The sequence below is a fragment of the Streptomyces sp. NPDC001153 genome, assembly GCF_053598315.1.
In genome coordinates, this window is record NZ_JBSFJZ010000035.1 from 86,655 (window position 1) to 112,159 (window position 25,505).

Here is a 25,505-nt window from a genome sequence, read left to right on the forward strand (position 1 = left end):
CGTAGCGTCAGTCGGTGCAGGTAGCGGCGGCGGGCGTCGGACGACCGTAGACCCCATGCCAGCAGTATGCCGGTGGACAGTGCTGTCACGTGGCCGACGGGAGTGACCCCCAGCGTGGTCAGGCCGCTCGTGATGTGCGGTGCGCGCACCGCGAGCGCGGCGAGCGCGGTCCATCGGTGCCACCGCCGAGCCCCCGCTGCCACCACGGCGGCCAGGGCCGAGACGATCACGTACGACGGGCCGACGTCCACCGTCGCACGCAGCGCAGGCTCTGCTTGGCCGGCCGCGATCCGCGCTGCCAGCAGCCCTTCGCTCACCAGTGTGCCGAGGACCTGGCTGGCCGCGATCAGCGCGACCGCCCGCATGTTGCCGAACCGGATGACGAGAAACGCCAGCATGGCCCCGGCCAGGGCGATGCTGCGTAGACAGGCCCAGGGATCGGCGCCGAACAGAAAGGCGGAGGCGATGAGCGCCTCCATAGGATGATCACCCATATTGGCCAGGCTGGTCGATGCCCAGGCGTTCACCGCGTGATCACCGCCGTACGTCAGGGACGACGCGGCGGCGAGCAGGGCGAAGCCCCAGGGCACAGGGGGAAGCCATCGGCGGGCGGGCGTCCGGGAGAGATCCATGTGGCCGACCCTGGCAGAGGGTGCCCGCCCCGCGGATCTGGCCATGGAATGACCGGCTGATCTCTGTCTGTGGACAGAGGCGGATGATCGCCCTCCCGGCTAGGGTCGGATGCGTGCGAGGCATGATGGTGAGGCATGACGCGGGGTCCTGTGCCAGGAGGCTGACGCCGACTCAGCTGGTCGGGCTGGATGTGCTTTTGGCCATGGTCCTGATGGCGTCGAACGTCTTGTGGTGGACGCTTGGCACGCACCGCACGGGCTGGCCGGCATGGCAGACCGTGCTGACGTGCTCGTTGGGCGTGGCCGTCGCCGTCCGGCGGCTGCTGCCACTGCCTGCACTGGCGGTGGCTTCGGTGGTGATGGCCACCGACGGCGCGCTCAGCCTGACGGGGGTGCTGGCGACTGCCTTGCTGGTGTACGGGGTGGCGGTCGCCCGACCCACGCGTGTCGCGGCGTACGCGAGCGCGGTGGCAGGCGCCGCTCAACTCGCCTTGATGATCCCTATGCAGGGCATAACAGGCCACGACTACTGGGGGTGGCCGGGGATGAGCCAAAGCCTCATCGTCGAGGCCGCCGCCTGGGCGATCGGATGGTCCACCAGACAGGGCCGCGCCTACACCCGAGGCCTGGTCGAGCAGGCCGAAGAGCGGGCACAGCTCCTCCTCGTCGAGGAACGCATGCGCATCGCCCGGGAGTTGCACGACGTCGTCGCGCACAGCCTGAGCATCGTTGCGGTCCAGGCGGGCGTCGGCCACCACGTCATCGGCAGCCGACCTGACGAGGCCGCGAAATCCCTCTCCGCGATCGAGACCACCAGCAGGGCCGCCCTGGGAGAGCTGCGTTCACTGCTAAGTGTCCTGCGCGATGACGACGCTGCCGAATGGCTGCCCGGCGGCCTCGACGACCTAAACACACTCATCGAACAGACCCGACGGGCCGGCGTCCAGGTCGACTTGACGACCAGCGGTCACCCGCACGCCCTGCCCCGAGGCCTGGACCGCGCCGCCTACCGCATCGTGCAGGAAGCCCTGACCAACGTCGTCAAGCATGCCCGCACCAGCCACGCCCGGGCGACGGTCGCCTACGCGTCGGGCCAGGTCGCTCTCACGGTCGTCGATGCCGGAGCCGGCCGCACGACCACCCCGATCACCGAGGGCCACGGCCTGACCGGCATGAAGGAACGCGCCGCGCTCTACGGCGGCGAGGTCCACGCCGGCCCGCTCTCCCCGCACGGCTTTCGCGTCACCGCCAGGCTGCCGTACGCCACGGACGAGCGAACAGCCCAATTCCCCGTGGGCGCCGGCCTGGAGGGCGCATGACGGTGCGGGTCGTCGTGGTGGACGACGAGACGCTGGTGCGTGCCGGGTTCCGGGTGCTGATCGAGTCGGAAAACGATCTCCAGGTCGTCGGCGAGGCGGCCGACGGGACCCAGGCGGTCAGGGTGATCCGCGAACAACGCCCCGACGTCGCCCTGATGGACATCCGAATGCCCGGGCTCAATGGCATCGAGGCCATCCGCGCGCTGCTCGGCGGCCCGTCTCCGGTGCCCGTCCACGTCCTGGTGCTCACCACCTTCGACCTGGACGAGTACGTCTTCGAGGCGCTCCGCGCAGGCGCCGCGGGCTTCCTTCTCAAGGACACTCCACCCGCTCGCTTGATCGACGCCGTGCGGGTGATCGCCACCGGGGAGTCGCTGCTGTCACCCGGCGTCACCCGCAAGCTCATCGAGACCTACGTCCGCCGCCCCGGCTACCCCGGTCCGGTCACCCGCACCCTGGACGGTGTGACCGGCCGCGAGCGGGACGTGCTGGGCTTGATCGCACGTGGCCTGTCCAACCACGAGATCGCAGCCGAGCTGTATCTGACCGTCGGCACGGTCAAGACCCACGTCAGCCACCTGCTGACGAAGCTGGGGGCCAGGGACCGGGCCCAACTCGTCATCGCCGCCTACGAAAGCGGACTGGCAGGGCCAGCACGTCGTTGAAGCAGGACGAGCAGGACCCAGTTGTTAGGCGGGAGGTTCACGCCTCGGCCGGAGTCGCGCACCGCGAGCAGTTCGACCGCTGCCCCAGACGCCTCAAGCAGTGGGTGCTGCGGCAGAACGCCGGGGGTCCGCCCGGTAGTCAGCGAGATCCTCACTGTTGGGGAAGGTCATGAGGTGGGCCTCGACCTGATCGTCCAGAGTGCGCAGTCGGCGCTCAAGACGCCCTCCATACTCGGCAAGGAGAGGCAGGACAGCCCCTTCATAAGCGTCGAAGGCGCCCAAGCCCCCTTCAGGTAGCCGCGCGAGCATCAAGCAGGTGACGGCCATGGCTCCCTCATAGCGGTCTGTAACCGTGTGATCTTCTGAGCCTGGCTGGAGTACACACCCTCAACGCCCCCAGCGGCCGCCTATCCGCGCGACCTCTGAGCAGGTTTGGCCACGCTCCCGATCAAGGGTGGCCGTCTCCAAGGCTATGTCCACAGTTCCGTGAAACGGCCAGGTGCCGGCAGGGTGGCCAGGATCGATTGTCATAGGGTCGTGGCAGAGTGTGCGGCCATGGAGATCGACACGTTCTGGCACGTCATCGAAGCCGCGCAAGCCGAGGCTGCCGCGACGGGCGAGCCATTTGACGAGGTTCTCGTCAAGCAGCTCGCGGATAGACCGCGGCAGGAGATCCTGGAGTATGCGGAACGCTTCGATGAGCTGCACGACGCCCTGTATCGCTGGGATGTGTGGGCGGCTGCTTACCTCATCGGAGGCGGGTGCTCCGACGACAGTTTCATGGACTTCCGCGCTGGTGTGATCGCCTTGGGCTGTCAGTGGTACCAGCGCGTAGCCACTGACCCCGACAGCCTCGCTGCGCATCCTGATGTGGTTCAGGCGGCGAACGTCCGGGACCGTTCCGAGGTGCTGTTCTACGAGGACGTGAACTATGCAGCCAGCGGGGCATTCGAGCGGATCACGGGTGATGCGGATGCCTTCTACGAAGCCTGGCACGGTTTCCGCGGGGCTGATGCAGAGAGCGACAACGCGGTTGATATGGGCGAGGATTTCGACTTCGACGACGACAGGGAGATGAGCCGTCGGCTTCCCCGTCTGGCCGCCCTATTCATTGGCACAAGCCCCTGAAAAGGGGCTCCCGCAGTTCCGTGATGCTCATGGCTGGGTGAGGATACGGGCTCGGAGGAGTTCGAAGGAGGCCCTGCCGCACATGGCCCGTTTGAGCGTTTTCACCCGGTTCACATGTCCTTCGACCACCCCGGAACTCCACGGAAAGGTGAGTCCGGCGGTGACGGCGTCGAGGTCCTGGCGGAGGAAGCCGGCGAAGCCCTTCATAGGATTCGGCGCGTCCTGCTCGGCCTGCCGAATCCACTCCCAGTTTCCCCACGCGTCGCTGCGGCCGCCCGTGAGCAGATGACTTACCGGGACATTCTCGCCGAGCTGCTGATAGCCGAGTGCGACGACCGGGCCCGCCGACGTTCCGAGTGTCGGATCAAAGCGGCTGGCTTTCCCCGCCAGAAGTCCCTCCAGTTGTCTGGGGTAACGGTGAAGACATCTTGCAAGAGTCGCAGTTCACCACACTGCGGACGCGTCGGGAAGGCGGCTGAGGTTCATCCTCTGCCCAGGGCGCCTGTCCTTGGAGGTAAGCCGCTGTCCTGTTGGAGTGGCGCTTCAGTAGGATCACGTCATGACTGCCGATGCCCCGCTCACCCGAGAGTCGTTCCGGCGCCTCCATCCGATGAACACCCCCCGGCCGGTGTCTCAGTTGCCGGATCGAGTCTGGACAGACGAGGACTGGGACCGGATCCGGCGCGGATATCGAGCCCGGGACATGGATGAGAAGTGGAACGTCTTCGTTGAAGGCGATGTCCTTTTCATGCACCGGAGTTGGACCGGACACGGCGTCTATGAGGCGACCTTCGCCCCTGCGCCTGGTGGTGGGAGGAGGATCGCCTCTGCTGTTGCGGAGGCCGATCGCGAGCGCTATCGGAGCAGGGGGGACGAGTACGACTGCCTGATGATGGAGCTGGTTATCAGTGCGATCGTCCTTGGTGAGCCCGCCGCCGAACTCCGTGCCGATCTCGTGGAGTTGACTGCTCGGTCCTCGGGAAAGAGCGGTCTTCCCTCCGGTGTGGTGGAGCACAGTGCTCTGGGATTGCGCTCTGGATCGTAACCCCTGAGGCCCATCGAGTGCTGTCATGATGTCGGGCCATGTGAAGGGATCACCGTTACAAGCGCAGGATCTCGCCGTGTGCGGCGGCCAGTCGTTGTTCGAGAGCGTGGCCGCCTCCGCGCGGTAGTGCCCAGGGTAACGAGTCCGCGAGCCTCGCCGACTGCCAGTGCCTCATTGGCGAGCCAGGCTAGCGCGTCCGGGGGCAAGGCGCAGGTCGTCGGTGAACGGTCACCAAGGGGACAAACAGGCCGGTGAGGTTCACTTCGGGTCTCATGCGCCCAGCCTGACCAACAAACGTCCGACAGATACCCCTCTCGCTGCACTGCCCTACCACCAACTCGCCTGCGACAGAGGCGCCTTGTCGCAGAACGTCCAGACCACGGGGAGCACGCGCGGCCGCATAGCGCCCCACACGTGCCTCACCCGCCCCGCTCTCTGCTCCCGTGCTCCCTCCCAGACATACCGGCCACGCAGCCGCGACCGCCCACGACGCCCCACCCCCACAGACAGGCCCTGGAGCAGCGCCACCCGACGTCGTTGCCGCCGGCCGAGATCGGACAGATGAACGAGACCGACACCGACACCCCAGGACACCGGCGCATGAAGCGGACTCGACCCAACCGACGCCGCAGCAAAAACAGCTGCCCGCCGCGGACGAACCAGGACCCGTCCGCGGCGGGCAGCTGACGCCCTTCTCCTATGCATTCACCGCTCAGCGGTCAGCCGGAGATCGATCCGCAGGAACGATCGAACGCGAGGCGTGTCACGCGGCTTGGAAATCGCTTCTGACAGGATCAGTTACTGGTACAGGCGCTCCAGGTACCGCGAGCCGTAGTACGCCTCCAGTTCCTCCACGCTTTCCGGACGGCGATCGTGTGCCTTCGCGAGCACCGCGCGGGACGGCGCCGCTTCCGGCCGCCAGGTCTCCGGTTGCCAGGCTCCGCCGCGCAGGAGGGCCCTCGGGCAGTGGTAGAAGACCTGGTCGATCTCGACCAGCAGAGCCAGCTGTGGGCGATTCCCCTTCACCACCATGTCGTCGAAGAAGGGCGCATTGCGCAGGATGCGCGCGCGGCCGTTGATGCGCAGCGTGTCGGGGCGGCCGGGGATCAGGTAGAGCAGCCCCACGTGGGGATTGGCCAGGATGTTGCGGAACCCGTCGGCCCGGCGGTTCCCGGGACGTTCGGGGATCGCGATCGTCGTGTCGTCCAGCACGAGCGTGAACCCGGCCGGGTCACCCTTCGGTGACGCGTCGCAGCTGCCGTCGGCGCCCGAGGTCGCCACCACGCACAGCGGCGACACGGCCAGCCACTTGCGGTCGTGCTCGTGCAGGCTTGGCCGGACCTTGACCAGCGCGCCCGGTGTCGGTTCGCCGAGCAGTTCCCCCAGCTCGTCCGGTGACGTCACCTCGTCCAGGTCTGTGAGCAGCACGGACCTCATCCCCCTCCAAGTGGTACGCGAACAGGTCGAGCGTAGACGACGGCTCGCTACCAGTAGCGGGTGTGAGGCCCCCAGGAATCCGCACGACAGCACCCGTGCGGAGGCCAGGCCTTGACGCCCAGGGGTTCCTCTGAACCGGCTGCGGCACGGCCGCGTGTCACGCGGTTGGGAAATCGCTTCTCGGGCCACACCGGCCCCGGACCGCCTGATGAGGTCGGAGTAGGCCGAACTCCAGTCACTCAGCCCCAGGTCTCGCCGGTGACGAGGTTGGGGCCGAAGTAGCGGGTGGCGATGGACACGAGCGGTGGCAGCGGGCCGTCCTCCGCCCTGTGCTTGAAGGTGTGCACCAGGCATGGGCGCACAGGGTGCATTGGTCCAACCTGCCCTGGAACGCGACCCATTGGAGTCAACCACGACCCGGAACTGTCCGCACTGGCAGCAGCCGGTAACCACCGTCGCGCTGCTGGCGACCCCGGAAGCCGCCCTCCCCTCAGTTCCCACGGTCATCCCCGACATCGTTCCGCTGCGAAGGGTTCCATGACGTCCACCGACCGTCACTGATCATGCAAGAACGGATCTGTGTTGCCGAGGATCTCCAGGTTGACCCGGCGGGACTCGGGGTCCAGCCGCCGGCAGACCCGCTCAACCGCTTCTCCGAGTTGGTCCATGCCGGACAGAAACGACAGCCGCTGGGCCTTGGGCAGGTCAGACAGCCGCTGAACACCCGGCTCGTCCGCGAGGAGAACCGAGTATCCGGGCAGGAACTGAACGTCGCCGATCACCGCGACGCCAGACACAAGTTGCCGCAGCACCCCGCGAGCCAGGCGCCGCCACCGAGGGTGAGTGCGGCACAGGTGACCGCTCCCATGAAGACGATCAGCCGCAGCGTGCCGTCTCCGCTTTTCATTACTTCCTCGCCGATTCGCAACATGCGCGCTTGGGCATTGCGCCCCCCGATTAATTCTCCTGACCCCCGGCAGGCCCGAGCATCCGTGGACGGGAATACAGATCAGCGCTGGATGGGATTCTGGGAACAAGCTCCGGTACGTCACCGTCCAGCCGAACCTCGTGGCCGAGGTACGCGCTGACACAGCGGTAGACCGCGGCCGGCACCGGCACCCAGTGCGCTACCTGTATTCGGAACGACCTCACCACTGGCCACATCGCGGTGGCGGAGTGAGCGATGCGTCGGCGCCTGATGCCGCATGAGACATGAGGAAGTCGGCAGAAGGACGGCTACCGCGCCCAGCCTGCCGAGAGCCCGCGCGGGACAGGCAGTGCCCGTCGCGGCCGGTGGACTCCGCTCGGCTGGGGTGGGTGCTGGGCATCATCGGTGCGCACCGCAGCATCGGGAGCGCGGCATCGGGAGCGCGGCATCGGGTGCGCTCAGTGGCCGGCCTCCCGGCCGCGGTGCGGTCCGGGCTGCTGCGGGCGGTACTCCTGCTGGCCGTCCTCGCGCAGCGGGCGCACTCCGTCGGCGTCGTCCCACTCGGCGTAGTGGTCCGCAAGGGCGCGGGAGTCGTCGGCCGCCTTGGTGGACGCATCCTGGAGGTGTCGCAGACGCTCGGCCGTCAGATCGAGGGCTCCACGTCCGTGCGCGATTCCCGCAAGGCCCGCAGCGCCGTCGGGTCGATCGCCTCCCGGGGTCCGGCTGGTCGCCGTGCTCGAGGTCGGCGGCCGGGAGCGCGAGCAGTTGCTCGGGGATCGCCGCGTGCTGGTGCGCGACGACGTCGTACGCCCGCCCCCGTGCGGCGACGGTGGTGCGCAGCTTCTCGCGGAGCACCGCGACGGCGAGGACGGCCTGCTCGTGCTGCTACGGGACGCGGGGATCTCCTTCTCGCACCTCAGCCATCACGATCGTGCCCTGTTCCTGGTCAGCGCTCGCGAGCTCGCAGGCGGCGCAGCATGCGGGGGTCCTCGAAGCCGACCGCGCGGGCGGCGGCATCGACCGTGGCGCCGTGGCTGATGAGGTGCTCGGCGCGTTCCAGACGGAGGGTCTGCTGATAGCGCAGAGGGGTGAGGCCGCCGGTGGCGCGGGTGAAGAGGCGGGTGAGGGTGCGTTCGCTGACGCCCACGGCCGCGGCCAGGGCGGACAGGGGCAACGGTTGGTCGAAGCGGGCGTCGAGCAGGTCCTGGGCGTGGTGCACGGTGTCGTCGAGGTGGGACCGGTACCGGAGCATGGCGCTGGCCTGCGGTTCATGGCCGTTGCGCCGCGCGTAGACGACCATGTCCCGGGCCACCTGGGCGGCGACGGCGGGGCCGTGCCGGGTGGCGACCAGGTGCAGGGCCAGGTCGATGCCGCTGGCGATGCCGGCCGAGGTGACCACCCGGTCGTCGGCGGTATACAGGACATCGCGAACGACCGTCGCCCCGGGGTAGCGGCGTGCAAGCTCGTCCTGCACATCGTGGTGGGTCGTGCAGTGGCGGCCGTCGAGCAGGCCGGCTCGGCCGAGCGCCTCGGCTCCGGCGCAGACGCTGGCAACGGTCCCGCCCCTGGCGTGGTGGTCCCGGAGGGACTGCAGGGAGGCCGCGCCGATGGCAGGACCGCCAGCCAGGGTGAGCGCCCGCCAGCCGGGCACCACGATCAGGTCCTCGGGGCCGAGCTCGGGCCAGTCGAGCCGGGCCAGCAGGGGCAGGCCCTGAGCGGTGGGGACCAGTGGCTGCTCGGCGACGTAGCTGAGGGTGTAGGGGTGCCCGAAGTCGGCGGCCGTGGAAAAGACCTGCGCGGGGCCTGCCAGGTCCAGTAGATGGAGTCCGGGCACCAGGAGGAAGACGATGTGGCTCACTGTCCGGTCATCATGCCCGAGGTCGGGCCGAGGCCTCCAGCTGCCCGACAGTGGTGATGGTGGCGAAGCGTCCGGCAAGGGCGTACTCGGTGCGCCTGATGATGTCTTCGGCGCTCAGGGTGCGGGGGTCCGCAAGCAGTTCGGCGACGCTCTGGTCGGCGGGAGCGTCACGGTGCGGGATGGGATTGGTTGCGGTCGCGTCGATGACGAAGGTGACCCGGTAGCCGAGGTCGCTCGCGACGCGGGTGGTGGTCTCCACACACTGCTCGGTTCGGATGCCACAGACAGTGAGCTCGCGGATGCCGCGCTCTGTGAGGAGCTGCTGCAGGTTGGTGGTGGTGAAGGCGTTGTGCGAGGTCTTGTGGATCAGTGGTTCCGTGTCCCGACGCTGCAACTCCTCCATCAGCCGGACATGGCCGAGGGCAGGGTCGAAGACATCGCTGCTGCCGGGCTCGGCATGCAGCACCCACACCACCAGGTCCCCGGCTTGGCGGGCCAGCCGGACAAGGCGGTCCACCTGGTCGGCGATCTTCGGGTTGGAGATGGTCTCCCAGAGCCGGCGGGCGCGAAAGGATTCCTGGACATCGATGACGATCAGTGCTCGGGTCATGCTCCCCAGCCTGACCGGCGGCGACGGAGTGGCGACAGGCCTCATCGGGTCCGGGTACGGACCGATCCGGTCACAGCTGGGGGCATGACCACTCGCTGCGTGCGCGCCACCACACCCCCTTTGTCATCACTGTCAGCGGCACCCTCGCGCCGCTTCCGCCAGCGAGCCGACGGCGCCGGACCCGACGTAGGGGCCCGCCCAAGTGGCGGGAGCGCCGTCCACTGACCCGGCCGGATGACTTTTCGACAGTTCCACGGCCGAGTAATGCACGTCAGCGCCTTGGATGTGGAGCCTGTTCCCACCACCACGGCGTCCGCTACTGGTTCAATTAGCCCTGCACCCCACACCATCGGTCGCCTGCTCCGCACGCAGAAAAGGCGACCTGCGCGCTGTCGCCCGGCTCAACGAGCCGACGCGGAAGCTGCCGTCGGGTCAGTGACTGCCGCCACCGCGGTCAACGCGTTGGCCACACCGCCTACCGGCCGCCCCGCCGGGGAATCCACGGGGGCTCAGATGGCCGAGCCGATCATTCGTTCCCCGCCTCCGCTCCGTCCTACCCACGGTGAGTCTCTTCGGTCGGTTCCGTGGCAAGGCCGATCGAAGAGAACCCCGCCTGTGCCAGCCGTGGGTCAGCAGGCGTCGGCGAGTTCTTCGATCTGGTCGGCCAGACGCTGGTCGGGTGGTGGAACTCGCAGCATGCTTCCTCGACTTTGAGGCGTTTCACGACTCTGCTGCTTAATTCAGGGTTGGGTGTGGCTCTCTCCTCGCGGGTCGCATTGAGCTGCTCGTTGGGTGACAAGGGCCTGCCCGACTCTCTGCTGCGCTCCTCGCAGCAGCAACCGCCTGCCGCGGCTCCCGCTTCACCGGCGCGTGAGCACGCGGAACTCGTTGCCGTCGGGGTCGGCCAGCAGCACTGCGCCGTCCCCGCAGTGGGCGGAGTCGAGACGCTTCGCCCCGAGGGAGAGCAGGCGCTCGACCTCCGCTTGCTGATCGGCGTCCGGTGCGAGGTCGAAGTGCAGGTCCTTGCCGGGGTCCGGCATGAGCGGCGGACCACCCCACGTGATCTTCGTACCGCCGTTCGGTGACTGGATGGCGGTCTCCTCGTCCTGGTCCCAGACCAGCGGCCAGCCCAGCGCCTCGCTCCAGAAGTAGCCCACGGTCTGCGAACCATCGCAGGCGAGCGCTCCGATGAAGCCGCAGCCGGCGAGGAAATTGTTGCCCGGCTCGATGACACAGAACTCGTTGCCCTCGGGGTCGGCGAGTACCACATGGGACGCGTCCGGTCCCTGGCCGACGTCAGCGTGCTGCGCACCGAAGTCGAGCGCCCTGGCCACGGTGTCCTGCTGGTCCTCCAGGGAGGAGCTGGTCAGGTCGAAGTGCAGCCGGTTCTGGGCGGCCTTCTGCTTTTGGGAGGGACGGAAGCCGAGGCGGTAGCCGGTGTCATTCCCGTACAGCAGGGCGACGCCATCGTAAGGATCGTCGGCTCTCTCCAAGCCCAGGACGCCGGACCAGAAATACGCTAGGCGCTCGGGCTGGTGCGCGTCGAAGGAGATTGCGAAGAGTCGGCTGCTCATTGCGCCACGCATCCTTGGTCCGTTGAGTGCCAACGGTCGGCAGGGCGCCATGTCAGCGCCTCGAACGAGGATCCTATGAGCGGGCCGGCCGGCCTCAGTTGCAGCCGAGTATTCCGCGGCCCCGGAGCCGGAGCTGCACCCTTCGGGGTTCGGCCTGCGAGCTGGCGGCTGAGGCGGGTGAGTGGTCCGGGGCGTGAAGGAGGGTTGGCCGGGGTTCCAGTGGGCGCGTCGAGGCGGATGACGCTGACGACGGTGGCGGAGAAGGCGTGTTGGAGACGGACCTCAGGCAGACCGCAGTAGCGGGCCCTGCGCAGGCCAGTGACGTCGACGGCCTGGTTGATGGTGCCCTCGATACCGGCGCGAAGTGCGTACTTGGTCTTCCAGGTCTTGGTGGTCTGCTCGGCCCGGGCACTGGCCAGGGTCTCGTGGAGTTCCGGAGGGCGGAGGCTGAGGATGCGAACGCCTCGATGAACGGCTCATCCGCAAGCACTTCGCCCAGCCGGTCCCGCACCCGCATCCCCAACGTCCCATGAGGGAACGCCGCCCGCGCGACCACCACGGTCTGTGCCGGGATCTCTGGCAGCTCCTTCGGCTGTAACGACATGGAGTCCACTCCCCGGGGCCCAGGACGCGACCAGGGCCACAGAGGCGATCATGCCGCACACGCGACGCTCACTCAGCCAAATTGCGCAGCAGAGTCAGGGCCTGTCTCAAATTCCGGCTCATTTGATCTTGTGGCAAGATCGCAGGATGCTACGACTAACCGACTTCATCATCGATTGCCCGGACACAATGAAGCTGGCAGCCTTCTACTCTGAGGTGATGGGGCTCCCGGTCAAGGAGGGCAGTAACGAGAACTGGGCCGGTATCCAGCTCGGCGAGATCGAACTGGCCTTCATCCAGGTGGAGGACTACCGCGCCCCGCAGTGGCCCGACAGCGAGCACCCCAAGCAGTTCCACCTCGACTTCGAAGTCGACGACATCGAGGCCGAACAGCGCCGCGTCCTGGCCCTCGGCGCGACCCTGCAGCGGGACTGCATCGGCCTCGATGGCTACGGCTTCCGCGTCTACGCCGACCCTATCGGTCACCCCTTCTGCCTCTGCCGCAACAAGGGTGTCATCTGGACCGATCAGGGCCTCATCTGGCCCAAGCGCGATTAGTACTCCAGCCGTAGATCGTGATTTGGGTGGTGAGGGGCGCCGAGGCAGCAGGTGGCCAGCGTCGATCATCTCGCCCGAGATCGCTCACGCCGTCGCGGGCGTCGGCTCCTTCTCCGTCTACCCGAGTTCACCGAGACGGAGGGCATCTCTCATCTCGCTGAGCTTCGCGGTCGTGGCCGGGGTCCGCTCCTGCGCTTGTTCAGCGAGTCGGAGGGCGTCGTCAATCTCGCTGAGCTTCACGGAGGACAGGACGGCCGCCCGCTCGATCAGGTCGTCCCGGGACACAGTGGTCAGCCACGTGCACGGGGTGAAGCCTGGACGCGGGAACGCGAGCCGCAGCACGCCTTCGAACGGCAGTCCTTCACCGGCGCCGACCGTCACTTCGATGCCCAGACCGCTGATGTCGACGCCCGCCGGAGCGACGACCTGCATCACCCGGATCCCGGACGTGTCGTCTCCCGACAACAGTACGACCAACCTCCGCTCGTCGAACTGGACCCACCAGACTTCGCCACGTTGCACAAGTCCTCCAGACACATGACGGCAGACAGACGCTGCGCGACCCTGACGCGCTGTGGAGACGGTGATGGCGATATTTGAAAATCCCCACCCCGTGCTCACGGGTTGGACGAACCTGCTGAGTTGATCTCCCCACCCGCCAGGGCGGGGTAGCAGCCGTTCAACGGGCTTCTGGCCGTGAACGCGGGCGCTGCGTCTGACGGCGGTCGGCGAGGGGCTCACCACTGGGTGATGAGCGGCGTGTCCGGTTCGTGCTGCCTCCAGTCTTCGGTGAGGCGGACGAGGCGGGCGGGGGCGGCGATGCCGCGCACCGTTGCGATCTTACCTCCTGTGATGTCGAACGTCACGGCACCGATGACCTGGTCGCCGATCACGAAAAGGATGGCGGGGGCGCCGTTGACGAGCGCGTAGTGGACGGCGGGCGTGCCGCCGGCGAGTCGCCGTTTCGCGGGTGTGGGTTTGAAGCCGGCTCGTGCGACGGCGGCGATGCGCTGCGCAGTGTCGAACTGCAGCAGCTTCTCGGTCAGGCCGGCGCCGTCGGAGATCGCGGTGGCGTCGTCGGTGAGCAGCGCGACCAGCCGTTCGGTGCGGCCCGAGGAGGCGGCGGCGAGGAATTCCTCGACGATCCTGCGGGCGGATGCCGGATCGACTTCGTCTTCGCCGCCGCGGCGCGCACTGGTGATGCGGCGTCGGGCCCGGTGGAGGTGCTGCTGGCCTGCGGACTCGGTGAGGTCGAGGATCTCGGCGATCTCGGCGTGACTGTGGGAGAACGCTTCACGCAGGACGTAGACGGCCCGCTCTACGGGTGAGAGGCGTTCCATGAGCGTCAGCACGGCGAGGGAGACCGATTCGCGCTGCTCGAAGGTGTCGGCCGGGCCGAGCATCGGATCGCCGTCGAGGAGCGGTTCGGGCAGCCAGGCACCCGCGGTGCGTTCGCGGCGGGCCTGCGCCGAGCGGAGCCGGTCCAGGCAGAGGTTGGTGACGACCTTGGTCAGCCATGCTTCCGGCACCTTGATCCGCTGCCGGTCGGCGGCTTGCCAGTGCAGGAACGCGTCCTGCACTGCGTCCTCGGCATCGACGGCGGAGCCCAGCAGCCGGTATGCCAGCGAGGCTAGCCGGTTCCGGCTGGCCTCGAACCGGCTGGTGTCGAAGTGATCGGTCGCGGTGTTGTCCACGCGGATCACCCTAAGCGGCTACGCGAAGCGCCTTGTCGGCGGACGCGTCCGACGCGGCGGCCAGGCGGTGCCTGCGCTTGGGCAGGCCGAAGGTCGGGTGAGAGGTGGTCCACAGCGACATCTTGAGGATGGCCGCCTTGATCCGCGCGGCCTTCCGGCCGCCCACGTACTTCGGCTTTGCGCGCCCTTCGTCGTCGACCATCTGCAGGATCCCGTCTCGCCGCCCGAGGCTGATGTGGTTGCCCAGGTACTCCAGCTTGGTGTTCGGGATCTTGCGGCCGGTCAGGCGTCCCACGATCGCGGCCGTGGCCTGCATGCCGGTGTAGCCGGCCGAAGCGCAGGACATCGGCAGCGGTCGGCCGTTGTCGCCTACGGCGTAGGCGCTGTCGCCGGCGGCGTAGACGTTCGGATGCGAGAGGGACCGCATGGTGCGATCGACGATGATCCGACCGTCCTCGGTGACCTCCAGCCCGCTGGTGGCGGCGATGGGGCTGACCGCGAACCCGGCCGTCCACACGGTTGCGTCGGACGCCAGGGCGGTGCCGTCGGCACACAGCACGCGCGCCGCCTCGACGGCTTCGACCTCGGTGTGCTCCAGGACGGTGATGCCCAGCCGGTCGCAAGCCTGGCGCAGGTGGCTGCGGGCTCCGGCGGAGAGTGGGGCGCCCAGCTCTCCGCGGGCAACCAACGCCACCGACAGGCCGGGCCGCGTTTCGGCGATCTCGGTGGCGGTCTCGATGCCGGTCAACCCGTCCCCGACGACCAGCACACGCCCGCCTTCGCCCTGCCTGCCCAGGCTGTCCAGGCGCTCGCGCAGGCGCAACGCCGAGGGCCGGCTGGCGACGTCGAAAGCGTGCTCGGCCGCGCCGGGGACGCCGTGGTCGGCGCCGTGGCTGCCGAGCGCGTAGACAAGCGTGTCGTAGTCGAGTTCACCGCCGCCGCCGTCGGCGTCGGCCACGGCGACGACCTGGCGCTCGGGGTCGACAGCGGTGACGCGGGCCAGGCGCAGCCGGACCCCCGTGCCCACGAAGACGTCGGCGAGGTGGGGAGCCTTGATCTCCCGGCCGGCCGCGAGCTGGTGCAGCCGCAGCCGCTGGACGAAATCCGGCTCGGCGTTGACCACGGTGATCTCGGCGTCCGCTGGGGACAACCGGCGGGCCAGGGTCCCGGCCACGTAGGACCCGGCATAGCCGGCGCCGAGGACGACGATGCGGTGCTTCATGTCTCGCTCCTGTCGGTTCGCTTGCTCCCGGCGACTTGAGCGGGACAGCGCCCCGATTGCTGACAGGAACCGCGTGTGGCATGGGTCACAGGCCGGGGGGCGATGCTCTGCCAGAGTCTCGAAATGTTAGTTCGGAGAACTCGCTGCACCCATGCAGCTGTCCGGCGATGGCGCGTCAGAGAGCGCAACAGTGACGAGTGCGCGAGCAGGTCCCGATCGTGCACCCCTGGGACCGCCCGGCCCGGTCTGGGACCCTCCCCTGGGACGGGCGACTCCGGGACTTCGTTGCCACGTCAACCAAGTGGGGGGATTGATCGTGCCTGGGAAATTTCACGGCTCTGGCCGCAGTTCCGTGAATCCCCAGGTCAGCAGTAGGAACGCGGGATCGTTTCGGCAGCGTACTTCCTGCCGTGGCGAGCAAGGCGGTTGAGGATGTGTTGCTTCCCGGGATCGATGTGCGGGTGGAGGGGATGAGCGACTCCTCCGGCATCCTGATGGTGGAGGCGGTGTCGACGGCCCGTCCAGGCCGGTGCCCGAACTGTCGCAAGCAGGCCCGCCGCGTGCACAGCACTTATCAACGCTCCCTGGATGAGCGGCCGTTGGGCTCACGCCGAGTCATCGTCCGGCTGCGGGTGCGCCGGTACTTCTGCGACCGGAAGAGCTGTTCCCGTACGACGTTCGTCGAGCAGGTGCCGGGTCTGTCCACGCGCTACCGCCGTTCCAGTACCGGGCTTGCGGGCTGGCTGCGGTCGATCGCGATCGAGCTCGGCGGCCGTCCCGCCGCACGGCTGTGTCGCCGACTGCGGCTGACCGCGGGCCGAACCCGGCTGCTCAGGCTGCTGACGGCGCCGACGGTATCGGACTGTGCCCCGCGGGTGCTGGGGGTGGACGAGTTTGCCTTCCGCAAGGGCTGCACCTACGGCACCGTGCTGGTCGACGTCGAGGCCGGCCGGGTCGTGGACGTATTGCCCGACCGCACCTCCGAGACGTTCGCGACCTGGCTCACCGAGCATCCCGGAGCCGAGATCATCTGCCGGGACCGGGCCACTGCCTACATCAAGGCGGTCAAGGAAGCCGCCCCCAACGCCCTCGAAGTCGCGGATCGCTGGCACCTGCTGCAGACCCTGTCCGCCGCGGTGGAGAAGACCTGCCACCAGCACTGCGACTGCCTGCGCATACGTGCCGAGGAGGAGACGGTGACCAAGGTGCCGGAGGCGGCCCCGATGCTGTTACCGCCCGCGGAACTGCCCCGCACCCAGCTCATCGAACGCACCCGCCACCGCTACGAGGACATCCACCGCCTGCTGGAGCAACGCTGGACGTTCAGCGCCATCGCCCGTCGGCTGAACCTCGACCGCAAGACCGTGCGCCGCTTTCGTGACACTGACCTCGACGAGCTGCTGGCCTCCGCCCGCGACCGCCGCCCCAACGGCGTCCTGGAGCCCTTCAAGGCATACCTCAACGCTCGCTTCACCGAGGCGCAAGGCCAGCGGCACGCGGCTGTTCCTGGAGATCCAGGCTCGCGGCTACCGTGGCAGCCGCCAGGTGGTCCGCAAACACCTCGCCGCCCTTCGCGCGGGCACCGCCGAACCGATCCGGGCCGACATCCCGAGCCCTCGCAAGATCACCTCGTGGATCATGCGGCCCCGGGGGACGCTCACCGAAAGCCAGGACGAGCGCCTCCTTCAGGTCCGGCTCGCCTGCCCGGACATCACCCGGGCCTGCGACCTCGCCCGGGCCTTCGCAGATCTGGTGCGTCACCGGCGCGGATTCCTGCTGCTGGAGTGGATCCGCCAGGCCGAACAGGACGCACCGAAGCCGATGCAGGGCTTCGCCGGCCTCCTCCGCCAGGACCTCGACGCCGTCACTGCTGGACTTACGCTGCCGTGGAGTTCCGGTGCTGTCGAAGGGAACGTGAACCGCGTCAAAGCGCTCAAGCCAGCGATGTATGGCCGGGCCTCGTTCAGCCTCCTCCGGACCCGCATCCTGATCCTCCCATGAGATGGTGAGGCCGCACGCAACGGGCGTGCACCCACGGACTCCAGAGGACTCCTGCATGCCTGAGCGTGGTCTCGATTCATCCTGGCTGCATGCGTGGTGTCAACAGGTTTCACAAGGCGTGAGCCAGCTGATGGAAACCTTCGAGAAGACGCACGGCTACCCCGCGGGGGACAACGAGGTGGCGCTGGCCGACGATGAGACGCAGGCCGCGGTCACCCTCCTGACGAACCACCGGTCGGAATGTGTGGCCCTGCTGTCGCTCTTCGCCGTGATCGACAGCGTGTCTCTGCCCGACATCGGCAACGGGTACTTCATCCACCCGCCCGCTACCGTGACTGCGCACCTGGACGAGTACGGCGCGGTCCCCCTCGAGAATGGCGATCATGGACTCGTCTTCGGGAGCGACGGCGGCGGCAATCTCTTCGCTCTCGCGGCCAACGGCACGGTCCACAAGTCCAGGACTGCATCCTGGAACGACGAGTTCTATGCCGTGGCCGCCAGTCTGTGCGACTTCCTTGAGCAACTTCGCGATGTCATTGATCAGTTCGCCGCCACGGGCCACCCCGGGGCTCTCTGAACTTCACGCACTGCCTGTCCACACGCGTCCTTCGTGGGTTCACGGAACTGCGGCCAGAGCCGATTTCACGCATCCGCATCAACGGGTGCGGCCACCGTTGATCATCGGTGTGTGAAGACTGAAGATCATGCGGTGGCCGCAGGTCACAGCGTAGACCCTGCCCGCTGGCAGGAGGCGTTCGAGGGCCTGACGGCCCAGATCGCGGGCCGGTTCGCACGGGTCGAACCCCGACGTCGGGTCGGGCGGTTGGTGCTCGGGCTGCTGTCGGACCTGCCGCGCAAAAACTGCTGGACCATCGCAGAGTGGGCCGGAGAGAGCACCCCGGACGCCATGCAGCACCTGCTCGGGCGGGCCAAGTGGGACGCCGACCAGGTCCGCGACGACGTGCGGGCCTACGTGGTGGAGCATCTGCGGGACGACCAAGCGGTTCTGGTGGTCGACGAGACCGGCGACGTGAAGAAGGGCACCGACACCGTCGGTGTCCAGCGCCAGTACACCGGCACCGCGGCAGGATCGAGAACGCGCAGGTCGCCGTCTATCTCGTCTACGCCGGCCGCCGCGGACACGCCGCGGTAGACCGGGAACTGCACGTTCCGCGTTCCTGGACCTCGGACCCCGACCGCTGCCGGGCCGCCGGACTCGGTGACAAGACAGAATTCGCTACCAAACCGCAGCTTGCCGCCCGCATGGTCACCCGATTCCTGGACGTCGGCCACCGGGCCGCCTGGGTCGCGGGAGGCGAGGTCTACGGCGGCAACCCGACGCTACGCGCCGCGCTGGAAGAACGCGGCACCGGCTACGTCCTCGGGGTGGCCTGCTCGCACGAAGTCACCACAGGCGCCGGGAAGTTCCGCGCGGACACGCTGGCCAGGAAGGTTCCCAAGAGGGCCTGGCAGAAGCTGTCCGCAGGGAGCGGAGCCAAGGGCCACCGCTTCTACGATTGGGCCGTCATCGACCTCACCGACCTCCGGCTCGGGAGCCGGCAGTTGCTGATCCGCCGCAACCGCAGTACCGGCGAACTCCCGTACTACCGCTGCCACTCGCCGGCCGCCGCAGTGCCGCTAACCACCCTGGTGCGCGTCGCTGGATCAAGGTGGCGGGTCGAGGAGTTTTTCCAGTCCGGCAAGGGCCTGGCGGCCTTGGACGAGCACCAGGTCCGCCGCTACCCGTCCTGGTCCCGCTGGGTCACCCTGGCCATGCTCGCGCACGCCTTCCTCGCCGTCGTCCGCGCGAACGAACACGACCGTCGATCCCGCACCAGACGCCCTCATACCGCTCACCTGCAACGAGATCCAACGGCTGTTCATCACGCTCGTCATCCGGCCCGCCTTTGACCCGGTCCACCGGCTCGGCTGGTCCGAAGGGCGACGCCGCCACCAGGCCCGATCCCGGACCAGCCACTACCGGCGGCAAGCCGCTCGAACGTGAAGATCACGATTTACGGCTGGAGTACTAGGCCGTTTCTCTCGGATCATCCTATCGTTGGTCTGATGTGCCGTTGAGTAACGTGCAGTGGGCGCGCATCGAGCCGTTGTTGCCGGACCGGACGCCGAAGCGCGGCGGACGATGGCGCGATCACCGGCAGGTGATTGACGACGCGATCGCTTGGAAGTTCCAGACCGGCTCGCAGTGGGTTCACCTGCCCGCCGAGTACGGCTCCTGGAAAGGCGCCTACACCCGGCTGAGGAACTGGGCGATCGACGGCACCTGGGAGAAGGTCTTCACCGCCCTGCTCGCACAGGCCGACGCGGAAGACGACCTGGACTGGGTCGTCGCAGTGGACTCCACCATCGTGCGTGCCCACCAGAACGCCGCCGGGGCCCGCAAAAGGGGGCCCCGGCCGACGAGCCCGCCCACCATGCCATCGGACGCTCCCGCGGCGGGCTGACCACGACGATCCGCCTCGCCGCGGACGGCCGCTGCCGCCCACTGTGTTTCCACCTCACACCCGGTCAGGCAGGCAATGCGCCAGCGTTCGAGCACGTGATGGCTGCCCTGCGGGTCCCCAGGACGATCGGGCGTCCGCGCACCCGCCCCCTCGTGGTCCTGGCGGACCGGGCCTACTCGTCCCGGGCCATCCGCCAGCACCTGCGCCGTCGCGGGATCCGTGCCGTGATCCCCCAGCCGGCCGACCAGGTCGCCAACCGCCAACGCAAGGCCGCACCGGCGGCCGACCACCGGCCTTCGACCGCAACGCCTACAAACAGCGCAACACGGTCGAACGATGTATCAACCGCCTGAAGAACTGGCGCGGCCTGGCCGCCCGCTACGAGAAGGCCGCCACCGTCTACCAGGCCGGACTCCGCATCGCAGGCATCTTCATCTGGTCCGCCCGCTGATCCGAAAAGAAAACCCTAGTCGTCGGTAGGTTCATCGATCGGCCAGGCGATCTCCAGGCGGTTGTTCGGGTCTTCCGGTGTCCCGGTCCACCGGAGGTAGATCATCCGGACCGGGCCCGCGAAAGCAAAGCCGTGCTCGGTGATCCAGTTGGCGACGGCGTCGTACGCGCCGAGGATGTGCGGGAACACGGCGGCCGCTCCCTCGACCTCCGTGCAGGCGAGGGTGCTCTCGGGCAGCTCGCGCACGGTCATGCCCTCGCGCAGGTCCGTAGGCTGCGCGCCGGCCTCCCAGAACGGCAGGCACGCCTCGACGAGCGTCTCGTTCTCGTCGTCGCACACTCCGTGGAAGCGGACGAAAGCGGGCCCGGTGAAGGTGAGCGGGCCGCGGCCGGCGACCTCGTACATCTCCTGGTATGCGCCGCGGAGGAAGGTGTCAAGCCCGGAGTTGTCCAGGGTCGCCCCGCAGACGAGGATCCGTTCGGCGGGGCCCTGGCGCACGGTGACGCGGTGGGTCATCTCTGCTCCTTCGATCAGTTGGCTCAACAGGCTGTGGACCACGGAACGCTGGACCTCCAGCCGCCGCTCGGCCGCACACAGATGCGCTTGCAGGGCGGCGACCAGCTCCTCCTCGCCGCTGCCGAGCAGCCGACGCACCTCCTCGACCGGAATGTCCAGCTGCCGCAGCGCCCTGATCGACTGCGCCGTACGCACCTGGTCACGCTGGAAGTACCGGTAGCCGCTCACCGGATCGACGAACGTCGGCACCAGCACGCCACTGGCGTCGTAGTGCCGAAGCGCAGTGACCGAGAGGCCACTGGCCTGCGAGAACTGCCCGATCGGCAGCAGGTTTCTCTTGTCCACGGCTCTGACTGTGCCGTCTCGCGTTACCCGAGAGTCAAGCCGGTCCCCGGATGACGGCTTTACCGCCATCGCCAAGGTGCGCCGGGGCATCCCCACACGCCGGAGTTCCGCGACGGTCTGATCCGAAAGACACGACCTCGGCCGTGTTTCGGAAGTGATTCGTGTGCATAGGGTGTCGTCATGTCGCTGAGCCGCATAGCCCTCTTGTCCGGCCGTTCGATCGAGCTCACCGAGCTCCGAATGTCTTCGACCTACGGAGGGATGTTGGAGGGCTACCCGTGCAAGCTCATCAACGACATGAAGGTCAGCGGCCTCCAGCGGCAGGCTGAACGTGCGTTTCCCTCCACGCCGGTCTATCTGATTCCGCCGTCCCGCGAGTACCCGGACCAGACCGTCGGAGCCTTCGGCCCCGTCGAGGTGCTGCCTAGTGTGGCCTGCCTCGGTGCCTTCCGCTCGACAGCGATCGCTTCTGAGCTCGACCCGGTGCTGCACCGTTCCGCGCTCACCGTGGTCTGGTTCCAGGCCGGCTTGGATGTCCCGTCGGGCGAGGACGCCAACCTTGCGCTTCGCAGCATTCGCTGGGAGGAGCTGGCCCAGGACTACGAGCTCTAGCGACGGGTGCCGATCACAGCCACTATTGATGGCCGCGATGAGGACGGTCGCCGCGTGGCCGGACCGCCAGTTTGTCGTAGCGCGTGGCAACCGCGCGATGCCTCTTGAGGCGGTTGATCCCGCACTCGACCGCGTGACGCTCGCGGTAGTCGGCCGAATCGAAGCGTGGCGGTCGGCCGCCGTGGGAGCCGAGCTTCTGGCAGTTCCGTGCCTGGCCGGCCTTGTGGGGGATGGTGCAGCGGATCCCACGGCGGCGCAGGTAGGCGCGGTTCTTGCGGCAGGCGTACGCCTTGTCAGCCCGCACGCGATCGGGGCGGACACGTAGCCGGCCCAGCCCGATGCGGGGCACGCGGACCTTTTTCCAGCACGGTTCGAACTGCGGCGAGTCTCCACGCCGGCCTGCCGTCACCACGATTGACATGGGCTTCTGGTCTTGCTCGACGGCCAGGTGCTGCTTGGTGGTGAACCTTCCGCGTGAACGTCCCAGCCCGTGATCACCAGGCTCGGCGAACACGCCACCCGGCGGTTCTTTCTGCAGATCGCCCCGTGTTCGGGCCCCGGCCGCATGCTGATGGGCACGGCATACCGTGGAGTCGGCGCTCAGGTCCCACGTGATCGCACCCTTCGCGTCGGCCAAGGGCTGCAGGCGGGTGAGGACCCGGTGCCAGGTGCCATCCCGCTGCCACCGGCGGAACAGGTCGTAGATCCTGCCCCACGGCCTGTATTCAACGGGTACGTCTCGCCACGGAACACCGGTCCGGACCCGGAACCGTATGCCGTTGATCAACTGCCGCCGAGACCAGACGGTCGGCCGCCCCGCGAACCGTGATCATTCATCGCTCAAGATCCACTTTCGGTACACGGCCTAGCGCGAGCTACTGCGCGCCCCAGTTCGTCGTGCGCGGCGAGGTTTGGGCCTGCTGGGGGATTGGGTGCGGCTCAGCAGTGCGTCCCCGCGGTCTGCGGAAGATCAGGAATGCCGAGACGTGGTCCTTGTGGTCGTGGCTGAACGAAGCCTGGTCCAGCTGCCGGCCCAGCTCTTCCACGGCCTCGATCTGCTCGGCCACGCCGGACAGCGGGCCCGCGAAGTTGCTCTGCAGCGCGCCTTGATTGACCCGGCATACGAACACGGTGCGGCCTTCGGAGATGGCGCGCCGCGCGTGCTCCTTGATGGCGTTCGCCTCGGCGTCTTTGATCCACCCCATGATGTTCCCCTCCCCTTGGGCAGCCGCTGGTGGGGCGGCTGGCGAGGTGCACGGTAGCGCCGGGTCGGCTGCAGCTGCAGGAGAACGGCCAGGCAGCGGGAGCGGCAAGGTCGGGAGGGCGCGCTTCCTACCGGCTGCGAGGTCGACAGCCAGCTGCCCCTGGTTCCCCCAGTGCGGCGCGCCACTGTCGATGGAGTGGGGCCCGTGTTTGGCAGTCGGTTCCGCGACGACTTCGATAGCAGGAGGGGCCCTCACCCCTTGTCGAGGTGAGGGCCAGCACTCATGAGCGGCGCCAGAGGTCAGCGCTTGAACATGTCCTTGATCTTCTCCTTGGCCTGACGGGCATCGCCCTTGGACTTCTCCGCCTGGCCCTCGGCGACCATCGGGTCATCGACGGCGGCTCGTCCCGTGGCCCTCTTGATTTTTCCCTTGGCCTGCTCGGCCTTGGCCTTGGCCTTTTCGCCAGCCGACATGGCAGACACGCCTCCTGCCGTGGTTAATGTTTTGTCCGCGTTCAACGGCGAGTCCCGTGTGCCCAGCACCGCCCCTCACAAACGGGTGATACGACCATGAAAGGGCGGTAGGCCGCGGTCCGGACGCGCCGAGATCAGGCGCTGTGCGGCCGTCGCCCCGAGGCCTTCTTCGCCGTCGTGTTCTTCGCCGTCGTGTTCTTTGCCGCAGCCTTCTTGGCCGGCTGCTTCCTCGCGGAGGTCTTCCTCGGCTTCGGCATCTCGTGCACGTCGGCCTGGCCGGCGCCCCCGCCACGGGAAGCCTGGACCTTCTCCACCGACTCGTTCAGCGCGGCCATGAGGACGAGCACCTGGGTCGGCTGCTCCGACACCGGGGTCTCGGGGAGCGGCTTTTCCTCGCGCTTGGCCTCGATGATGTTGGCCATGGCGTCCGTGGAGCGGTCTTGGAACTCGGGGCCCACCAGGTCCGTCCACGGTCATGTTGTCCATGAGGGCGAGGGCGCCCTCGATCTCCTCCTCGGACACTTCGGCTGGCTCCGGAAGCAGCTCGGTGGGGTCGCGGATCTCGTCCGGCCAGTGCATGGCGTGAAGCACGAGGACGTCGTCGCGGACGCGGAGCAGCCCATGTCTCTCCCTGCCGGACCAGGCGTACTTTGCGACGGCCACCTTGGCCGAGCGCCCGAGGGCTCGGACGAGGAGTGTGTACGGCTTGGCTGCGACCGGGCTGGATGGCTGGAGGTAGTAGCCTTCGGCGATCTTCAGGGGGTCGATGGACTCCAGGGGCACGAAAGCGTCGATCTCGATGGCCTTCGCTGTGGGGAGCGGGAGGTCACTCAGTTCCTCGTCCGTGATCGGGATGACCTGCGTCTTCGACAGCTCGTAACCCTTGCCGATCTCGTACTGGTCGACCTCGCGGTCCTCCAGCTCGCAGATCTTGCGGTAGCGGACCCGGCCCTGGTCCTCGAGGTGGTACTGGTGGAATCGGATGCTGTGGTCCTCGGTCGCGCCGACCACATTGATCGGCACGCTGACCAGGCCGAAGCTGACAGCGCCTGACCATATGGTGCGGGGTATCGGTAGACCTCCGTGATTGCCCCGAGCATCATCAGCCTACGAACCACTCCGGCGTCCCGCATGCGCGCTCCCGGCCCGCGCCGCACCCTGAAAAGGTGACCGAGACACCGCAGGTCGTCGTCCACCCGCAGGCCGAGGACGAAAGCCAGCCGTGCGAGAGCGTGCCGCGCTTACTGGTGTCTCGCGCAAGGCTGCGGTCAGGTGAATGCGGACGTTGTCCCAGATCAGCACGATCGGACCACCCAGTTGGATTCTGCGCGGACCAGCAGGGCACGAAAGTCCCGCGAGCCGAAACCCTTCGGTTGGTCCTTGCGCCCGCGGTATTCGCGGACTGCGTAGATCGACCGCGATCGTTCGCCGGTTAGCAGGTCTTGCCCACCATGGACACCCGGCCCGAGCCCCGGCCTCTGCCCCGTACCATCGGCGTCCGGCCGATCCGGCCTCAAGTCCTGGCACGTGGCAGCGACTGGCCGGCCTCGTCTTCGAAGACTGTTCAGCCATCGCAAGCCGCCGCGGTGCCGCGCGGCCAGACCTCAACTCTCGCTCCAGCCTGGCGACCTGGGCATCGCTAAGCCTCGGACGGCCGGGCGACCCCTTCGAGGTGACACGAGCCGCCCTACCCTCACGCCACTGCTGCCGCCACCGCTCCACCATCATTCAGACGCCCGAAGAGTGCATGCGATGACCTTGTTCCTGTCCCCTGGCTTCGAACCGAGCCACCGCATCCAGCCGTACCCGCTCATGGGCTGCCCTCTCGGCGTCGGTCAATCCGCCGCCCTGCGCGTACCTCTCGGTGTCAGCAGTACAGCGCATCGAACTCCACGCTGAGGCTGAACGATCCGACATCACCCAATCAAGTTCCTCGAAGCAATCCGCGCCCTCAAGCGCCGGCTCTCCGATGTCGTCTACCGGGCCTTACGCCGCGACGCTCACCTCGCCGCTGAGCGCTACTGATCACGCAAGCGCCACTGGCAAGCCAGAGGGACGGGAACACAACGGGGTCTGCCGCACGATCGGGTGACATCTGAACTGGCTTGCCCTATGGGGCTGGTGGGAAGGATGTCGCTGTGCCCAAGCCTTATCCCGAAGAGTT

20 protein-coding genes and 10 pseudogenes are annotated in these 25,505 nt (G+C 68.0%); 12 read left to right on the top strand and 18 right to left on the bottom strand.

Annotated features, from left to right (window positions below; genetic code table 11):
* Nucleotides 1-77: 77 nt before the first annotated feature.
* A pseudogene (locus tag ACWDEN_RS33425) lies at nt 78-677 on the bottom strand (rhomboid-like protein); the annotation flags it as partial.
* A 38-nt stretch (nt 678-715) separates the two neighbouring features.
* Here ACWDEN_RS33425 and ACWDEN_RS33430 point away from each other — a divergent pair.
* From ACWDEN_RS33430 to ACWDEN_RS33440, 3 genes are all read left to right on the top strand, one after another.
* Entirely contained in the window at nt 716-1,951 is a 1,236-nt protein-coding gene (locus ACWDEN_RS33430) for a sensor histidine kinase (protein WP_450861574.1), read from the top strand.
* A complete protein-coding gene (locus ACWDEN_RS33435) occupies nt 1,948-2,616 on the top strand; it encodes a response regulator transcription factor (protein WP_351617052.1) in 669 nt (222 codons plus the stop codon). Before ACWDEN_RS33430 ends, ACWDEN_RS33435 begins: the two co-directional genes overlap by 4 nt.
* Before the next feature lie 555 nt (nt 2,617-3,171).
* Nucleotides 3,172-3,744 carry a DUF4240 domain-containing protein gene (locus ACWDEN_RS33440; RefSeq protein ID WP_351617055.1) on the top strand — a complete coding sequence of 191 codons (573 nt, stop codon included), beginning with the start codon at nt 3,172-3,174 and terminating at the stop codon, nt 3,742-3,744.
* A 27-nt stretch (nt 3,745-3,771) separates the two neighbouring features.
* Here the strand turns inward: ACWDEN_RS33440 and ACWDEN_RS33445 are convergent.
* Nucleotides 3,772-3,942 (bottom strand): annotated as a pseudogene (locus ACWDEN_RS33445) (ISL3 family transposase); the annotation flags it as partial.
* Nucleotides 3,943-4,005: 63 nt separating this feature from the next.
* Here ACWDEN_RS33445 and ACWDEN_RS33450 point away from each other — a divergent pair.
* A pseudogene (locus ACWDEN_RS33450) lies at nt 4,006-4,146 on the top strand (IS21-like element helper ATPase IstB); the annotation flags it as partial.
* 226 nt (nt 4,147-4,372) lie between these two features.
* Nucleotides 4,373-4,789, top strand: coding sequence for a hypothetical protein (locus ACWDEN_RS33455; protein WP_351617057.1), 417 nt, complete (start codon nt 4,373-4,375; stop codon nt 4,787-4,789).
* A 798-nt stretch (nt 4,790-5,587) separates the two neighbouring features.
* On the opposite strand, the gene ACWDEN_RS33460 is transcribed toward ACWDEN_RS33455, so the two are convergent.
* The 7 genes and pseudogenes from ACWDEN_RS33460 to ACWDEN_RS33490 all read right to left on the bottom strand — a co-directional run bounded on the left by ACWDEN_RS33460 (nt 5,588) and on the right by ACWDEN_RS33490 (nt 11,651).
* Complete coding sequence (locus ACWDEN_RS33460; protein WP_450861577.1) at nt 5,588-6,217, bottom strand: pyridoxamine 5'-phosphate oxidase family protein; 630 nt, start codon at nt 6,215-6,217, stop codon at nt 5,588-5,590.
* 248 nt (nt 6,218-6,465) lie between these two features.
* Nucleotides 6,466-6,597: a hypothetical protein gene (locus ACWDEN_RS33465; protein WP_351617060.1), complete on the bottom strand. Its 132-nt coding sequence runs from the start codon at nt 6,595-6,597 to the stop codon at nt 6,466-6,468.
* Nucleotides 6,598-6,789: 192 nt separating this feature from the next.
* Nucleotides 6,790-7,080: pseudogene (locus tag ACWDEN_RS33470) on the bottom strand (hypothetical protein); the annotation flags it as partial.
* Between the two features lie 1,020 nt (nt 7,081-8,100).
* On the bottom strand, nt 8,101-9,012 hold the full coding sequence (locus ACWDEN_RS33475; protein WP_450861579.1) for a GlxA family transcriptional regulator: 912 nt from the start codon (nt 9,010-9,012) through the stop codon (nt 8,101-8,103).
* A 10-nt stretch (nt 9,013-9,022) separates the two neighbouring features.
* Nucleotides 9,023-9,622, bottom strand: coding sequence for an isochorismatase family protein (locus ACWDEN_RS33480; RefSeq protein WP_450861581.1), 600 nt, complete (start codon nt 9,620-9,622; stop codon nt 9,023-9,025).
* A gap of 860 nt (nt 9,623-10,482) precedes the next feature.
* Nucleotides 10,483-11,196, bottom strand: coding sequence for a VOC family protein (locus ACWDEN_RS33485; RefSeq protein WP_450861583.1), 714 nt, complete (start codon nt 11,194-11,196; stop codon nt 10,483-10,485).
* Nucleotides 11,193-11,651: a transposase gene (locus tag ACWDEN_RS33490; protein ID WP_450861601.1), complete on the bottom strand. Its 459-nt coding sequence runs from the start codon at nt 11,649-11,651 to the stop codon at nt 11,193-11,195. The genes ACWDEN_RS33485 and ACWDEN_RS33490 overlap by 4 nt, the downstream gene beginning before the upstream one ends.
* 295 nt (nt 11,652-11,946) lie before the next feature.
* Between ACWDEN_RS33490 and ACWDEN_RS33495 the strand changes: the two genes are divergently transcribed.
* Nucleotides 11,947-12,357 (top strand): VOC family protein, encoded by a 411-nt coding sequence (locus ACWDEN_RS33495; protein WP_351617073.1) that lies wholly within the window; start codon nt 11,947-11,949, stop codon nt 12,355-12,357.
* Between the two features lie 117 nt (nt 12,358-12,474).
* Here ACWDEN_RS33495 and ACWDEN_RS33500 read toward each other — a convergent pair whose 3' ends face one another.
* From ACWDEN_RS33500 to ACWDEN_RS33510, 3 genes are all read right to left on the bottom strand, one after another.
* A complete protein-coding gene (locus ACWDEN_RS33500; RefSeq protein WP_033215986.1) occupies nt 12,475-12,879 on the bottom strand; it encodes an mRNA interferase PemK in 405 nt (134 codons plus the stop codon).
* A gap of 215 nt (nt 12,880-13,094) precedes the next feature.
* Nucleotides 13,095-14,051 carry a sigma-70 family RNA polymerase sigma factor gene (locus tag ACWDEN_RS33505; protein ID WP_351617079.1) on the bottom strand — a complete coding sequence of 319 codons (957 nt, stop codon included), beginning with the start codon at nt 14,049-14,051 and terminating at the stop codon, nt 13,095-13,097.
* 10 nt (nt 14,052-14,061) lie between these two features.
* On the bottom strand, nt 14,062-15,273 hold the full coding sequence (locus ACWDEN_RS33510; protein WP_450861586.1) for an NAD(P)/FAD-dependent oxidoreductase: 1,212 nt from the start codon (nt 15,271-15,273) through the stop codon (nt 14,062-14,064).
* Nucleotides 15,274-15,767: 494 nt separating this feature from the next.
* Between ACWDEN_RS33510 and ACWDEN_RS33515 the strand changes: the two are divergent.
* The 5 genes and pseudogenes from ACWDEN_RS33515 to ACWDEN_RS33535 all read left to right on the top strand — a co-directional run.
* A pseudogene (locus ACWDEN_RS33515) lies at nt 15,768-16,595 on the top strand (ISL3 family transposase); the annotation flags it as partial.
* 223 nt (nt 16,596-16,818) lie between these two features.
* Nucleotides 16,819-17,274 (top strand): ISL3 family transposase, encoded by a 456-nt coding sequence (locus tag ACWDEN_RS33520; RefSeq protein WP_450861603.1) that lies wholly within the window; start codon nt 16,819-16,821, stop codon nt 17,272-17,274.
* A 118-nt stretch (nt 17,275-17,392) separates the two neighbouring features.
* Nucleotides 17,393-17,851: an SMI1/KNR4 family protein gene (locus ACWDEN_RS33525; RefSeq protein ID WP_450861588.1), complete on the top strand. Its 459-nt coding sequence runs from the start codon at nt 17,393-17,395 to the stop codon at nt 17,849-17,851.
* A 132-nt stretch (nt 17,852-17,983) separates the two neighbouring features.
* Nucleotides 17,984-19,279 (top strand): annotated as a pseudogene (locus ACWDEN_RS33530) (IS701 family transposase).
* A gap of 64 nt (nt 19,280-19,343) precedes the next feature.
* A pseudogene (locus ACWDEN_RS33535) lies at nt 19,344-20,190 on the top strand (IS5 family transposase).
* Nucleotides 20,191-20,205: 15 nt separating this feature from the next.
* Here ACWDEN_RS33535 and ACWDEN_RS33540 read toward each other — a convergent pair.
* Nucleotides 20,206-21,051, bottom strand: a complete 846-nt coding sequence (locus ACWDEN_RS33540) for a MerR family transcriptional regulator (RefSeq protein ID WP_351619956.1) — start codon at nt 21,049-21,051, stop codon at nt 20,206-20,208.
* 180 nt (nt 21,052-21,231) lie between these two features.
* Here ACWDEN_RS33540 and ACWDEN_RS33545 point away from each other — a divergent pair, with 180 nt between their 5' ends.
* Nucleotides 21,232-21,663, top strand: coding sequence for a hypothetical protein (locus ACWDEN_RS33545; RefSeq protein WP_351619959.1), 432 nt, complete (start codon nt 21,232-21,234; stop codon nt 21,661-21,663).
* A gap of 27 nt (nt 21,664-21,690) precedes the next feature.
* Here the strand turns inward: ACWDEN_RS33545 and ACWDEN_RS33550 are convergent.
* The 5 genes and pseudogenes from ACWDEN_RS33550 to ACWDEN_RS33570 form a co-directional block, all read right to left on the bottom strand.
* A pseudogene (locus ACWDEN_RS33550) lies at nt 21,691-22,483 on the bottom strand (IS5 family transposase); the annotation flags it as partial.
* A 55-nt stretch (nt 22,484-22,538) separates the two neighbouring features.
* The gene (locus tag ACWDEN_RS33555; protein ID WP_351619965.1) at nt 22,539-22,868 is read right to left on the bottom strand and encodes a hypothetical protein; all 330 of its coding nucleotides are present in this window, start codon (nt 22,866-22,868) and stop codon (nt 22,539-22,541) included.
* 299 nt (nt 22,869-23,167) lie between these two features.
* Nucleotides 23,168-23,341, bottom strand: a complete 174-nt coding sequence (locus ACWDEN_RS33560) for a CsbD family protein (RefSeq protein ID WP_153534395.1) — start codon at nt 23,339-23,341, stop codon at nt 23,168-23,170.
* A 134-nt stretch (nt 23,342-23,475) separates the two neighbouring features.
* Nucleotides 23,476-24,412, bottom strand: a pseudogene (gene ku, locus ACWDEN_RS33565) (non-homologous end joining protein Ku).
* A gap of 180 nt (nt 24,413-24,592) precedes the next feature.
* A pseudogene (locus ACWDEN_RS33570) lies at nt 24,593-25,225 on the bottom strand (IS630 family transposase); the annotation flags it as partial.
* Nucleotides 25,226-25,505: the final 280 nt, after the last annotated feature.

Bases quoted from the DNA above. Each gene is read 5' to 3' on its own strand.
- ACWDEN_RS33430 (WP_450861574.1), top strand. From the start codon at position 716: ATGATCGCCCTCCCGGCTAGGGTCGGATGCGTGCGAGGCATGATGGTG.
- ACWDEN_RS33435 (WP_351617052.1), top strand. From the start codon at position 1,948: ATGACGGTGCGGGTCGTCGTGGTGGACGACGAGACGCTGGTGCGTGCC.
- ACWDEN_RS33440 (WP_351617055.1), top strand. From the start codon at position 3,172: ATGGAGATCGACACGTTCTGGCACGTCATCGAAGCCGCGCAAGCCGAG.
- ACWDEN_RS33465 (WP_351617060.1), bottom strand. From the start codon at position 6,597: ATGCACCCTGTGCGCCCATGCCTGGTGCACACCTTCAAGCACAGGGCG.
- ACWDEN_RS33480 (WP_450861581.1), bottom strand. From the start codon at position 9,622: ATGACCCGAGCACTGATCGTCATCGATGTCCAGGAATCCTTTCGCGCC.
- ACWDEN_RS33485 (WP_450861583.1), bottom strand. From the start codon at position 11,196: ATGAGCAGCCGACTCTTCGCAATCTCCTTCGACGCGCACCAGCCCGAG.
- ACWDEN_RS33495 (WP_351617073.1), top strand. From the start codon at position 11,947: ATGCTACGACTAACCGACTTCATCATCGATTGCCCGGACACAATGAAG.
- ACWDEN_RS33510 (WP_450861586.1), bottom strand. From the start codon at position 15,273: ATGAAGCACCGCATCGTCGTCCTCGGCGCCGGCTATGCCGGGTCCTAC.
- ACWDEN_RS33545 (WP_351619959.1), top strand. From the start codon at position 21,232: ATGTCGCTGAGCCGCATAGCCCTCTTGTCCGGCCGTTCGATCGAGCTC.
- ACWDEN_RS33555 (WP_351619965.1), bottom strand. From the start codon at position 22,868: ATGGGGTGGATCAAAGACGCCGAGGCGAACGCCATCAAGGAGCACGCG.
- ACWDEN_RS33560 (WP_153534395.1), bottom strand. From the start codon at position 23,341: ATGTCGGCTGGCGAAAAGGCCAAGGCCAAGGCCGAGCAGGCCAAGGGA.